Origin of the sequence: Paenibacillus sp. FSL R5-0407, from assembly GCF_038009185.1 — a bacterium.
In the GTDB taxonomy this organism is placed as follows: domain Bacteria; phylum Bacillota; class Bacilli; order Paenibacillales; family Paenibacillaceae; genus Fontibacillus; species Fontibacillus vini.
This window is the reverse complement of sequence record NZ_JBBPAX010000002.1, coordinates 285,235-297,195: the sequence shown is the minus strand read 5'-3', so window position 1 is coordinate 297,195 and position 11,961 is coordinate 285,235. Positions and strand designations below refer to the sequence as shown.

Below are 11,961 nucleotides of genomic sequence, written 5' to 3'. Positions count from 1 at the left end.
TAATATTAATTGGTCTACTCTACTCCAAATAAGGTAACGGATCTACGGCCTTTTCCTGCTTGACGATCTCGAAATGCAGGTGCGGCCCGGTGCTGCGGCCCGTGTTGCCCAAACTGCCTATTCGTTGTCCCTTGGTCACGGTATCCCCTTCGGAAATGCTGATTTTGCTGAGATGAAGATACCAGCTCTGAAGACCTCCGGGATGTTCAACGACGATGTATTTGCCGTGGGAACTGTCTTTGGCGGCGGTGATCACCTTGCCGGCTCCGGCCGCGTAGACGGGGTCTCCGATTTTTCCGGCAATATCGACCCCGGCATGAAAAGAGGCCCGTCCCGTGAACGGATCGGTGCGATAGCCGAAGTTGGAAGTCAAGCGCTTGGACAATGTCGGCCATTCCGTAGGGGTGCCCGAGAGCGTATATTGGGTTTGCCTGGCTTTTTTCAGGGTGACCGGCACGTTCTTCTCCATTTCATCAAGCAAAGCGCTCATTTCCGTAAATTGATCCTTCGTATCCAAGGCCAATTGTTCGATTTCGTTCTCGTGAACCGCGATAAATTCGCCGCCGACTCCAAGCGAATCATCCTCGTCCAATGACATGGAGGACAACCTTCCGAGTTCCTCGCCGCCCCCGTATTTGTCGATGAACTTTTGCAGCTCGGTTTCAAGCTCGGTTACCCGTTCCATCCGGTTCATCATCTCCTGGGACTGCCCGGATAGAGCGATGACTTCGTTCTGCAGCCGTTCGATCGCAGCGTCTTTGTCGGTTACGACGGCTTCAAAACGAAGGTCCTGGCTCTGAATCTGCTTCTCCAGCTTGCTGATCGTTTGACTGGACTGAATTTGCAGGCTGATGATAAGGCCGGAGATGGATAACAGGGCGATCAGCGGAACGGCTATAACCAGCGGCTTGGATACATGGAGCTGTTTGACGGGCTGGTTCGCATCCCGGAGGACAAGCAAGGTCATCCGATGGGGGTTGGGTAAGCCTATGCTGGCGGTTTTCATGGCGTCTCCTTTCCTCTCAATATGAGATCGCAAATGCAAGCTTTCTATAATTTATCTATTCCTATGACTCTTAAATCATGTCAAAAAAAGTGTCTTGTCTGATATATCTGTCTGTGCCCCTGATGAATAATTTCTTAGCAGGATGGTTAATGCTGATTGAAGGGAAGGGTGAGGGTAATGGCTTGGCTGGTTATAGTTTTGTTTGCTTTTATTTTTCAGATCGCTACGATTCTTGTGCTGGAATTCCGCAGTCCCAGCAAGGCGATTGCCTGGATGTTCATCCTCTTCGCGGTTCCGCTGGTCGGGTTTATTCTCTATTATTTCGTGGCCCAGGACTACAAGAAGCGGAGAAAGCTGCGCCGCCGAGGATCTCGTTTGTTTCAGGAGATGAAGGCCCGGCTTTGGCAGCAGTCGGAGATCGTAAATGATATCGGAGAGATGCACAACCGGGAATTTGAGGGCCATGAACGATTGTTCAGCCTGTTGACCCATCTTTCCGAAAGCCCGATTACGGGTTGTAATGAGACGCAGGTATTTAATAATGGCGAAAAAGCCTTTCATGCCATGCTGTCGGAGATGGAAAAAGCCAAGGATCATATACATATCGAATTTTATATTTTCCGAAACGACGGTATCGGCACGCAGTTCCAGGAAATGATGATTCGTAAAGCGCGGGAAGGAGTACAGGTCCGGCTGATTTGCGACGGTCTCGGAAGCTATAAACTGCCTCGTTCATTCGTGCGGAAGCTCGAAGAGGCTGGGGTAGAGGTGTTTTTCTTTTTACCGCCGTTGATCGCGACCTTGGACCGGCGCGTGAACTACAGAAATCACCGGAAGATTATCGTAATCGACGGAACCGTCGGATTTGTGGGCGGACTGAATGTAGGAGACGACTATCTTGGTCTGTATGAAAAAATGGGCTATTGGCGCGATACGCATCTGCAGATCAAAGGGGATGCCGTTTACTTCCTGCAAAATACGTTCCTCGGAGACTGGAGGCTTGCCTCGGGACAACGTGTTAGCGATCCGGAGCTGTTCCCGGAGCACAGCTGCCGGGGGAATGAGCAGGTCCAAATTTTGACCAGCGGCCCGGACCAGCATTGGAATGCGCTTCAGGAAATGTGCTTTGGCGCCATTTCCGTTGCTAAGCGGCGGATCTGGATTACATCGCCGTACTTTATTCCCGATCCCAGCATTTATGCCGGGCTAAAGACTGCGGCGGTCAGCGGGGTTGAGGTCAAGGTGATTATTCCTTATCAATCCGACAGCCGGCTGGTAAAGCTGGCCTCGCTCTCTTACGTGGAGGAACTGATGCAGGCGGGCGTCCAATTTTATGAATACACCAAAGGTTTTGTACATGCCAAAGTGCTGATCATGGACGATCTGCTCGCTTCGGTCGGTACGGCCAACATGGATATGCGCAGCTTTTTCTACAATTTCGAGATGACGGCATTGCTGTTTGACCGGAATTCCATTTCCCGGCTGTCGCGGGATTTTGAAGAGGATTTGACGGATAGCCGCATGATCGTGCCGCGGGAATTTGCCCGGCGTTCCCGCCGGCAAAAAGGGGCGGAAATGCTGGCCAGACTGCTTTCCCCTCTGCTGTAAGGGTGGCGCGCAGGATTGCGCGCCGCGGCGGGCTACTTCTTCCCGCCCGGCTGCCGCAAATGCTGCAGGATCATCTCAACGGATTGCGGAGCAACCGTCTCAAGCAAATCGCCTTTTTCTTTTAAGCGGTCGCCGATATTGAGGAGATGATAGTCGGACGGAGCCGGACTGCGCTGCACTTCTTCCCAAGTTAGCGGAGTGGAGACGCTGGCAGCCTGACGAGCTCGGGGAGTATAAGGCGCGGCAAGCGTCTTTCCCGCATAATGCTGAAGATAATCGAAATAAATTTTGTCGCCCCGGTCCTTTTTAAGCCGCTCTATCGTAAAGAGGCCGGGGTGTTTCTCCGTCACGTAGCGGGCTACGAAATGGCCGATCAGACGGAGGTCATCGAACGTAACGCCGTATTGGATCGGAACGATGATCTGTACGCCCGTTGCCCCCGACGTCTTCGGAACGGAAGACAGGCCCAGGGAGCCGAGGATTTCCCCTACATAGAATGCGGCCTCCATGATCCGGGGCTCCTCCTCCAGGGAAGGATCCAGGTCGATCATCCATTCGCAAGGCAGTTGTTCGCCGACATAATGGAGCGACGGGTGAAATTCGATCGCCGCCAGATTTCCGAGCCAAAGCAGCGCGGGCAGACTGTCCAGCACCACATAACGGATGCCGTCATGGACGGAGGTCTGAACGAATGGAGGCAGGGGATCCGGGGCGTTTTTTTGATAGAAAAACTTGCTATGAATTCCCCCGGGGTAGCGGATCGTCGTCAACAGCCGGTTCCGGCAATAACGCAGCAAATAAGGCGAAAGCTCCGCGAGTTTTTGCAAATACATCATTTTGGTGATCCCGGCCTCCGGCCACAGCAGCTTGTCGGGGTTGCTCACGGGTACCTCTTCGCCTTCAATAACAATACTTCCTTTGATACTGCGGGGCATTAAGAACCCCCTCCCTTCAATATTATCCTTGCCCGATTCGATAAAACTATAAGTCTTGCCCGGAATGACGATCCATTGCTAGGGGTAGACTTGGAAAAGATACATCCGGCAAAGGAGGGGCAGCACATGGAATTGGAGCCGGTAATTCCGTTTGAACCGGTCCGGGCCCATGACATTCCAACGGGCGACCAGTGGATTGCACAGGTAAAATGGGACGGAGTCCGGATGCTTACCTATTATGATGGACGAGAGGTTCGTCTGATTAACCGGAAAGGGAATGAGCGGACCAAGCAGTACCCGGAATTTACCGATGTTCCGGCTTATTGCAGCGCGAACTCGGTGATTCTGGATGGAGAAATGATTGCGATCGCCGGCGGGAAGCCTTCGTTCCATGAAGTGATGCGGCGCGACAGCTTGCGGCGGGATCAGGAAATCCGCTTTGCGGTTTCGCGGGTTCCGGCAATATATATGATATTCGATATTCTATATTGCGACGGAGAGTGGGTTACCGGGCGCCCGCTGAAGGAAAGGCAGCAGCTTATGCGGGAGATTATCACTCCCCATGAGAGACTTCAACTCGTCCCTAATGTAGCGGAGGCCGAAAGCCTGTTCGCGGTGATGAAACAGCAGGGCTGGGAAGGGATCGTTTGCAAGCAACTGGACAGTACATACCGGATCGGCGGAAAGGACGGGCGCTGGTGCAAGCTCAAGCTGGCTCATGACCTGCATGCGGCAATAGGGGGAGTAACCCACCGGGATGGCAGGGTGAATGCGCTGCTGCTGGGCGTGTATGATGCTGAAGGAAGGTTTATATATATTGGCCATGCGGGCACGGGTAAATGGAAGATCGGAGAATGGACCCGGTTGACGGAAATGGTGCCGCAGTTGCGGATATCCGGACGTCCGTTTATCAATACTCCCGAGCGGATCAAGGGGGCGGAGTGGGTTAAACCGCAGCTTACCGTAAAGGTGCAGTTTTTGGAGTGGACCCCCGGGGGCACGATGCGGCATCCCGTCATTCAGGGATGGAGCAATATGCCGCCGGAGGCTTGTGTATTGGCGCAAAGCATTTAACGGGTCAATGGCGAGGTCAGGAAATCGTCTTCTTGGCAGTCTTGGTGCTCTTGCGCTTGGGCTTCGGAACGGTGACAGTTTCCGCTGCACTTGTACCGGCATCATTTGCCCCGGATCCAGATTTGGCACCGGCTCTCCCGGTTTCGGTGTCCGCACCGGTCCCCGCTGCTGCACCCGCAGCGGCTTTTCCTTTTTTGCTGCCGCTTCCCGAAGCCGCCGAGGCGCCCCGGGTCCGTTTGGCTTTGCTTGGGCCGGGATCGGTCGTAATGGCCGCCACGGGCTTGACCGCCTCGATACTGGCCTGGAGCGCGGCCATCAGATCGATCACATTGTTCTCCGGCTTGGCCGGTGCCAGGCTGATTTCTTCCCCGGCAACCTTTTGCTCGATCAACTGCAGGAGATTGTCCCTATAATCATCATTGTATTTCTCCGGCTCAAACGGGGTGGACAGCTGTTCGATAAGCAGCTTAGCCATCGTCAGTTCCTTGTCGTTGATCGTGATGTTCTCGGGGAGATTCGGCACCTGGCTGATCGGACGGATTTCATCCGGGTAAAATATCGTTTCAACCGCGAGGCACCCCTCCATGACGCGAATCGCCGCCAGACTGCTTTTGGAACGGATGGCGATTTTCGCGATTCCGATCTTCCCCGATTGCTTCATTGCCTCCAGCAGGAGCTGGTAGGCGTTTGATCCGGCCTGGTCGGGCGATAAATAGTACGTTTTTTGAAAATAGATCGGGTCGATGTCTTCCAGGTCCACAAAGTCAAGAATGGTGATCGTTCTTTCGGATCTGGCGGACAACTGCTCCAGCTCCTCTTTTTCAAACAGGACGTATTTTCCCTTTTCGTATTCGTAGCCGCGGGAAATTTCCTCCCAATTCACATCCACGTCGCAGGACGGACAGCGCCGGACATAAGAGATCGGGCTGCCGCATTCCTTATGAATATATTTCATGGAAATATCTTTGTCCTCGGTAGCGGAGAACATTTTGACCGGAACATGGACAAGCCCGAAGCTGATTGCCCCTTTCCAAACCGTATGCATCTGTCGGTGGACTCCTTTCGCCGGACAGCGGATGCTGCCGGTTGCCTTTTCTCATTAGTATGGATAAAAAACTATTTTAATAAACTATAGAGCCGACTGGGTTCATAGGTGCGGGATGGCAGACGGAGGAACGGTTCCGTGTTGCGGGTGCCGGGACGGACCGATATAATGGGGACATACGTTTGTTGGACATGAAGGAAGGGTAACCATGGAATGGATTTTTGATAAAGCATCTTCAGGTTATGCATTTAAGGCGGCCGATCTGGACGATACGGACAAGCTAGCCGCTTATTTGGCCGGAAATTCCTCTCCCGGAACGGTGATCGCATTGGATGGTGACCTGGGGGCGGGAAAGACGGCCTTTTCGCAGCGGTTCGCCAAACATTTGGAAGTGAAGGATACGGTCAACAGTCCGACGTTCACGCTGATTAAGGAATATGAGGGCAGGCTGCCTTTTTATCATATGGATGTGTACCGGTTGTCGCTGGAGGATGCCGAGGAGCTTGGGCTGGATGAATATTTTTACGGCCGTGGCGTTACCTTGGTGGAATGGGCGAGCATTATTGAAGACCTTTTGCCCCCGGAAGTGCTGTACATTTACATAGAATCGGGCGAGGGGACGGAGCGTACCTTTTATTTAAAAGGCTGCGGACAGCCTTATGAGGCCTGGATCAACACCTTGAGAGAGAATGGAGTCCTTTGAATATGAACCAAGAACATGAACGGAATGGAGACCGGGCGCAGGGGCGGATTTTGGCGTTTGATACATCAACCTCTTCCCTGGCGGTAGCGGTTATGGAGAACGGCAAAGTGCTGGCTGAGCGCAATATTCACGCCGAGCGGAACCATTCGGCTTATCTGGTTGAAGCGATCGGGGAAGCTTTGGCCGCTGCGGGAGTCGCTAAGGCGGAGCTGGACGGGATCGCCGTCGGGGTAGGTCCGGGCTCTTATACCGGCGCCCGGATCGCCGTTACAACGGCGAAAACGCTGGCTTGGGCGCTGAGCCTGCCGGTATATGGCGTCTCGAGCCTGGAGGCGATCGCCTTGGGCGGATGGGCCCGGGGAACGGCGCAGGATGCGGCCGAGCTGGGCCGTGCGCTTAGCGCCGGGCCAAGCGGAACTCTGCGGGAAGATGCTCCAGGCCAGGCGGCTGACAGCACACGCGAGCCTCAAGCGAAGGAAGGCTCAAGCGGCGGCAGCGGGCACTGGATTGTCCCGCTGGTAGACGCGCGGCGCGCGCAAGCGTATACCGCGCTGTTCGGCGCGGAGGCCGGCATGATGCCGGAGCGTCTTGAGCCGGATGGAATCCGGCTCATGTCGGTCTGGACGGAGCAGCTGTCCGGCCTGCTGGAGGCGCTCGCGCCGGAGGATCGTCCCTCCGGCGTATGGTTTGTGGGCGAAACGGCGCTGCATGAGCCTGCGGCGGAGGCGCTTCGCCCCTTGCTCGGCGATGCGCTGCATCTGATCCCCTATGAGCTTGAGGGGACTTGGATCGGATTGACCGGCACCCGCCGGGCCGGTCTGCGCGGCGGAGACGATGTGCATGCGCTGGAGCCGAACTATACCCAGCTGGCCGAGGCCGAAGCCAAGCGGCTGCGCGAGCGATAGGGGGAACGGCGATGGACATGTGGAGAGAGGCAGATGCCGGGCGCGTGCAGTTTCGGACGATGAAGCTGGAAGATATTCCGGATATTATGGTCATCGAGCATGAATCGTTTACGCTGCCGTGGAGTGAAGAAGCTTTTCGCAATGAGTTGACGTTAAACCATTTCGCCCGTTATATGATCCTGGATGTCGACGGCCAACCGGTCGGTTATGCCGGGATGTGGACGATTGTGGATGAAGCGCATATTACGAATATCGCTGTCCGGACCGCTTACCGCGGACGGCATTTGGGAGAACTGCTGCTTCGGCGGATTATGGAATGGGCCATGGAACTGGGTATGGAGCGCATGACCCTCGAGGTACGGGCCACCAACCGGGTGGCTCAATCGCTGTATGCCAAACTGGGGTTTGTTCCTGCCGGTGTACGCAAGGGCTATTATTCGGATAATAATGAGGATGCTATCATCATGTGGTGCGAGCTGCCGGAATTAGAAAACGGGAGCGGAGAAGAGGAAGGAAGCGAACAAAATTGCTGAATCAGGATTGCTATATACTTGCGGTGGAGACCAGCTGTGACGAGACTTCGGCCGCCGTTGTCAAGAACGGAACCGAGGTGCTGTCCAATCTGATCGCCAGCCAGATCGAAACCCACAAAGCGTTTGGGGGCGTCGTTCCGGAGGTGGCTTCCCGCAAACACGTTGAGAGTATTACGTTGATGCTGGAGGAGGCGGTGAAACAGGCCGGGATATCTCCAGGTCAGTTGTCCGCTGTAGCGGTGACCGAAGGCCCCGGTCTAGTCGGAGCGCTGCTCGTCGGCATCATGGCCGCCAAGAGTCTTGCTTTTGCGTTGGACAAGCCGCTGATCGGCACCCATCATATCGCCGGACATATTTACGCGAACCGCCTAGTGGGCGAGATCCATTATCCTTGCCTGGCTCTGGTCGTGTCCGGCGGACATACGGAGCTGGTGCATATGGAGCGTGAGGGCCGTTTCGAACTGATCGGCCGCACCCGGGACGACGCCGTAGGCGAAGCTTATGACAAAGTCGCCCGGGCGCTGGGATTCCCTTATCCCGGAGGACCGCATGTCGATAAACTTGCGATGGAGTCGGATGAGGCGGAGGAGCTTCCGCGCGCCTGGCTGGAGCCGGATTCCTATGATTTCAGCTTCAGCGGGCTGAAGTCCGCCGTGCTGAATGCGGTGAACCGGCACCGGATGCGCGGGGAGGAAGGATTCGAAGCCGCGATTGCTCGCGGATTCCAGGAATCCGTCATCGATGTGGTCGTTGAAAAGGCGATCCGTGCGGTTAAATCAACCCGAGCCGTCCAGCTTCTGCTCTGCGGCGGGGTGGCCGCCAACCGCGGTCTGCGCGCGGCTTTGAGCCAGCGCTGCGACAAGGAAGGGATTCCGCTGTCGATTCCGCCGCTGAACTATTGCACCGATAATGCGGCGATGATTGGTGCGGCCGCTTATCTGAAATGGAAGAACGGCGAGTTTTCGAATCTGGAACTCAAAGCGGAACCGTCCCTCTCTTTGGAGTCCTGGTCGGTCAAAGAAGGTTAATAGATAAAGTTGGATAAACTGCAACAAGGCCGCATCCCGGGAAGGGTCATGAGACATATGCTGTCCATGACATTCCGGGATGCGGCCTTTATTGTTTAACCAGTATCAGTCCTATTTCTCTGCCGCTGCGGCCGATTGCTTGTCCGCAAGCGTTATCGTCTGAACCGATGCAGAGGAGGAATTTTGGGCGCCTTCCATTCGGCTCGTCCCTTCAAAGACGCTTCCTTCCTCAATCGAGAGAGAGGCGGCGGAAAGGTTGCCGTAGAGCTTGCCTTTAGCAGTGATGGTCAGCTTCTGCTTGGCCTGAACGTTGCCGTTGACCGTACCTGCAATAATGATGTTTCTGGCGATAATCGTATCGGAACGGATCATTCCCTTTTCCCCGACGGTTACGTCCCCTTCGCAGTCGATATCTCCGATAACCTGTCCTTCAATTCGGATGCTGGCGCCCGAGATAATCTTCCCCTCGAATGTACTGCCCTCCCCAACCAAGGTATCGGTGGTATTCGGATCGAGCTTTACGGCGGTTTTATTCTTGAACATTACTGATTTTCATCCTCTCCGGGAATAGTTAGATAGATTAAGGGATCGACGGTAACTCCGCCCTTAATGACCTCGATATGGAGATGCGGACCTGTGCTTCTTCCCGTTGAGCCGAGCAGCCCGATTTTATCCCCCTGTTTAACAACATCGCCTTTGGTCGCGATCGTTTTTTTCATATGCATATAGATGGTTTGCAGGCCTGACGGGTGCTTGATCGTAGCATAATTGCCTCGCGCGGAGCTGTATCCGGTATCCGTGACCGTACCGTCGGCAGCGGCGTAAATCGGATCCCCGGTTTGCCCGCCGATATCCAGACCGCTATGAACCGTAAGTCTGCCGCTAAAGGGATCGCTGCGTTTCCCGAATTGGGAAGTGACCCGTGCGGAATCCGTAGGCCAATAGGTCGGCAAAATTCTCATCATTTCCTTGTACTTTTCCACGTTGATCTTGGTCTGCTCCAGCCTTGATTGCAAATCGGGCATTTCATTTAAGGAAGCCGCGATGCTGTCCTTCGTCTCGTTTATTAAGGCAAGCACATCTTCTTCGCTCAAAGGAATAGATTCGCCGCCAACCCCGCCTTTCTGTTCATAAGCTTCTCCGGGACTATCCGCAGCTACGGCCACGGTAGGAGCAAGTCCTCCGGTTTGCCGATTGCCATTTGTAATAGCTTTCAATTCCGCCTCCAGCTGTTCCAGCTCGAGCATTCTCGACTCAATGGTTTTGGATTTCTCCGATAGATCGAGCAGCTCTGTAAGCAATGTATCAATGGCTTGTTCCTTGTCATCGACTGTACTTTCATAATAATCCTTTGACGAGGATAGCTCCGTCTCCAAAGCTACTATCCGGCTGGAATGGCTCCGGTTCGCCACGATAAGGACCAGTACCAGCCCGATTACGACTATTGCCGAGACCAATAGGGACAATAGCAGAGCCAAACGCGTTCTAAACCGGAATACGGGGCTTGCGCCCTCAGGTACGACAAGTATTGTAAATTTCCTGTTTGCAGGCTTGAATCCGAATTTCATGCGATCCTCCCGAGTATGACAAAATCTTTGAAAAATAGGCCAAAAGACATTTGTTTTCAGCACCAAAGTTACTAATTCGGCAAAACATTCCAAAACCCTCCCGCAAGTCACAATTTACTGTATAAGATGATAGGAAACTCTCAAGCTTCAATGTCGGATACGCAACTGGATGCACTGTGTGATCAAAAGATTGCTTATGAACAACCTGTCTCAGGTTAAATGTGCAGGATTGCGAAAACTGAGTATAATATTGGTAACTGCGACGTCAATTTGGCAAGAAATTGTATTTGGGGGGATCCCTTTGAAGCCAATCCCGAGATCCAAGACAAGAGTATGGCTGGGAACTAAATATTATCGCTTGAGACGTTACTGGACATGGTGGGTTGATGGTCAAAAGATCTCCAGAATCCGGGAGAAGGAGTCTCTTCCCCACAAGTTGGCGGGTCACCAAACGATTTTGCTGCGTCAGCTCAAGGATGTGGATATGCAGCTTCAGCATAACAAGATTGTTAATTTGAAGCTTGCCGTCCAGCGGATTAACGGAGTAATCATCCAGCCCGGTGAAACCTTTTCCTTTTGGAGATTAGTTGGCAAGCCCACGCGCAGGAAAGGATACGTGCCGGGAATGGTGCTGCATTACGGAAAATACAAGCAGGGTGTTGGAGGCGGGCTATGCCAGCTAACCAATCTGCTTTATTGGATGGCGCTTCATTCTTCTCTGGAAGTCAGGGAGAGACATCGCCATAGCTACGACGTGTTTCCGGATTCGGGCCGAACCCAGCCTTTCGGAAGCGGAGCAACCTGCTCTTATAATTATTTGGATCTTCAGCTGTATAACCCGACGGATGCTCCGATTCAGATTCTTGTACATGTATCGGAACATGATCTGATAGGCGAGCTAAGATCGGTCAACCGACCGCTGCACCGCTATGAGGTATATGAGCAAGCGCACAGGATTACCCGGGAGTATTGGGGCGGGCATATCCGGCATAATCTGATATTTCGGCGCGTCTTTAACTTAGAGGGTGAATTGGTCAGGGATGAGTATGTGACGGAGAATCATGCTCTGATGATGTATGAGCCTTTGCTTGAATCCGGAATACGAGAGGGAGTTGGCGAATGAGTTATACAAATACGTTTATCCGGGTTTCCCCGGACTGTCCTGCTGAAACAGGCATCGTCCCAGTATCGGCAAAAGAGAGCAAGCCGGTTCATGTAATTCAATATGAACTGCTGACCGAACATCCTTATAAATTTGACTATCCTGCGTTATTATTTGAGACGCATATCCGGCACAAACAGATTTCAGCGGAAGTAATTCAGGAGCGCGAGCAAGAAATCAGGGACGATTTGTTCTCCAAAAAACACGCCTGCCTTCGTGCATCCGCGCTGCCCAAGAAGTACGGTTGGGGTGTCCATTACGACGAGAATGGGAAAATTGCCATCTACGGCATGGATTCTCACGAATACAAGCGCTTTACGGAATCGGCCGATGGGAGCATCCAAGTGTTGAACGGAATGCGAAGCCGGAGGGACTAAGAGATATTTGGGAGGGA

At 53.6% G+C, this 11,961-nt stretch carries 13 protein-coding genes; 8 read left to right on the top strand and 5 right to left on the bottom strand.

Translation table 11 applies throughout. The annotated features are described in order from the left end of the window. Window positions 1–19: 19 nt before the first annotated feature. Window positions 20–1,006: a M23 family metallopeptidase gene (locus tag NYE70_RS20685; RefSeq protein WP_244861572.1), complete on the bottom strand. Its 987-nt coding sequence runs from the start codon at window positions 1,004–1,006 to the stop codon at window positions 20–22. Window positions 1,007–1,183: 177 nt separating this feature from the next. On the opposite strand from NYE70_RS20685, the gene cls reads away from it, so the two are divergent. Further along, on the top strand, window positions 1,184–2,614 hold the full coding sequence (gene cls, locus NYE70_RS20680; protein WP_341047908.1) for a cardiolipin synthase: 1,431 nt from the start codon (window positions 1,184–1,186) through the stop codon (window positions 2,612–2,614). Window positions 2,615–2,646: 32 nt separating this feature from the next. Here cls and ligD read toward each other — a convergent pair whose 3' ends face one another. Continuing rightward, window positions 2,647–3,549, bottom strand: coding sequence for a non-homologous end-joining DNA ligase (gene ligD, locus NYE70_RS20675; RefSeq protein ID WP_341047907.1), 903 nt, complete (start codon window positions 3,547–3,549; stop codon window positions 2,647–2,649). A gap of 126 nt (window positions 3,550–3,675) precedes the next feature. Here ligD and NYE70_RS20670 point away from each other — a divergent pair, with 126 nt between their 5' ends. Beyond that, the gene (locus tag NYE70_RS20670) at window positions 3,676–4,623 is read left to right on the top strand and encodes an ATP-dependent DNA ligase (protein WP_341047905.1); all 948 of its coding nucleotides are present in this window, start codon (window positions 3,676–3,678) and stop codon (window positions 4,621–4,623) included. Between the two features lie 16 nt (window positions 4,624–4,639). Here the strand turns inward: NYE70_RS20670 and ku are convergent, their stop codons facing one another. Continuing rightward, complete coding sequence (gene ku, locus NYE70_RS20665) at window positions 4,640–5,668, bottom strand: non-homologous end joining protein Ku (RefSeq protein WP_341047903.1); 1,029 nt, start codon at window positions 5,666–5,668, stop codon at window positions 4,640–4,642. 208 nt (window positions 5,669–5,876) lie between these two features. On the opposite strand from ku, the gene tsaE reads away from it, so the two are divergent. The 4 genes from tsaE to tsaD are packed head-to-tail and all read left to right on the top strand — an operon-like array spanning window position 5,877 to window position 8,837. Continuing rightward, window positions 5,877–6,371: a tRNA (adenosine(37)-N6)-threonylcarbamoyltransferase complex ATPase subunit type 1 TsaE gene (gene tsaE, locus NYE70_RS20660; RefSeq protein WP_341047901.1), complete on the top strand. Its 495-nt coding sequence runs from the start codon at window positions 5,877–5,879 to the stop codon at window positions 6,369–6,371. A gap of 2 nt (window positions 6,372–6,373) precedes the next feature. Continuing rightward, complete coding sequence (tsaB, locus tag NYE70_RS20655) at window positions 6,374–7,276, top strand: tRNA (adenosine(37)-N6)-threonylcarbamoyltransferase complex dimerization subunit type 1 TsaB (protein ID WP_341047899.1); 903 nt, start codon at window positions 6,374–6,376, stop codon at window positions 7,274–7,276. Window positions 7,277–7,293: 17 nt separating this feature from the next. After that, window positions 7,294–7,809, top strand: coding sequence for a ribosomal protein S18-alanine N-acetyltransferase (gene rimI, locus NYE70_RS20650; protein ID WP_373316826.1), 516 nt, complete (start codon window positions 7,294–7,296; stop codon window positions 7,807–7,809). Next, entirely contained in the window at window positions 7,803–8,837 is a 1,035-nt protein-coding gene (tsaD, locus tag NYE70_RS20645; protein WP_341047897.1) for a tRNA (adenosine(37)-N6)-threonylcarbamoyltransferase complex transferase subunit TsaD, read from the top strand. Before rimI ends, tsaD begins: the two co-directional genes overlap by 7 nt. A 111-nt stretch (window positions 8,838–8,948) precedes the next feature. Here tsaD and NYE70_RS20640 read toward each other — a convergent pair whose 3' ends face one another. Further along, window positions 8,949–9,380: a bactofilin family protein gene (locus NYE70_RS20640; RefSeq protein ID WP_290408268.1), complete on the bottom strand. Its 432-nt coding sequence runs from the start codon at window positions 9,378–9,380 to the stop codon at window positions 8,949–8,951. Continuing rightward, entirely contained in the window at window positions 9,380–10,405 is a 1,026-nt protein-coding gene (locus NYE70_RS20635; protein WP_341047894.1) for a M23 family metallopeptidase, read from the bottom strand. The genes NYE70_RS20640 and NYE70_RS20635 overlap by 1 nt, the downstream gene beginning before the upstream one ends. 301 nt (window positions 10,406–10,706) lie before the next feature. On the opposite strand from NYE70_RS20635, the gene NYE70_RS20630 reads away from it, so the two are divergent. Beyond that, on the top strand, window positions 10,707–11,528 hold the full coding sequence (locus NYE70_RS20630; protein WP_244861573.1) for a VanW family protein: 822 nt from the start codon (window positions 10,707–10,709) through the stop codon (window positions 11,526–11,528). Then, the gene (locus NYE70_RS20625; RefSeq protein ID WP_213655440.1) at window positions 11,525–11,944 is read left to right on the top strand and encodes a DUF6157 family protein; all 420 of its coding nucleotides are present in this window, start codon (window positions 11,525–11,527) and stop codon (window positions 11,942–11,944) included. The genes NYE70_RS20630 and NYE70_RS20625 overlap by 4 nt, the downstream gene beginning before the upstream one ends. Window positions 11,945–11,961: the final 17 nt, after the last annotated feature.

Bases quoted from the DNA above. Each gene is read 5' to 3' on its own strand.
- NYE70_RS20685 (WP_244861572.1), bottom strand. From the start codon at position 1,006: ATGAAAACCGCCAGCATAGGCTTACCCAACCCCCATCGGATGACCTTG.
- cls (WP_341047908.1), top strand. From the start codon at position 1,184: ATGGCTTGGCTGGTTATAGTTTTGTTTGCTTTTATTTTTCAGATCGCT.
- ligD (WP_341047907.1), bottom strand. From the start codon at position 3,549: ATGCCCCGCAGTATCAAAGGAAGTATTGTTATTGAAGGCGAAGAGGTA.
- NYE70_RS20670 (WP_341047905.1), top strand. From the start codon at position 3,676: ATGGAATTGGAGCCGGTAATTCCGTTTGAACCGGTCCGGGCCCATGAC.
- ku (WP_341047903.1), bottom strand. From the start codon at position 5,668: ATGCATACGGTTTGGAAAGGGGCAATCAGCTTCGGGCTTGTCCATGTT.
- tsaE (WP_341047901.1), top strand. From the start codon at position 5,877: ATGGAATGGATTTTTGATAAAGCATCTTCAGGTTATGCATTTAAGGCG.
- tsaB (WP_341047899.1), top strand. From the start codon at position 6,374: ATGAACCAAGAACATGAACGGAATGGAGACCGGGCGCAGGGGCGGATT.
- rimI (WP_373316826.1), top strand. From the start codon at position 7,294: ATGTGGAGAGAGGCAGATGCCGGGCGCGTGCAGTTTCGGACGATGAAG.
- NYE70_RS20640 (WP_290408268.1), bottom strand. From the start codon at position 9,380: ATGTTCAAGAATAAAACCGCCGTAAAGCTCGATCCGAATACCACCGAT.
- NYE70_RS20635 (WP_341047894.1), bottom strand. From the start codon at position 10,405: ATGAAATTCGGATTCAAGCCTGCAAACAGGAAATTTACAATACTTGTC.
- NYE70_RS20625 (WP_213655440.1), top strand. From the start codon at position 11,525: ATGAGTTATACAAATACGTTTATCCGGGTTTCCCCGGACTGTCCTGCT.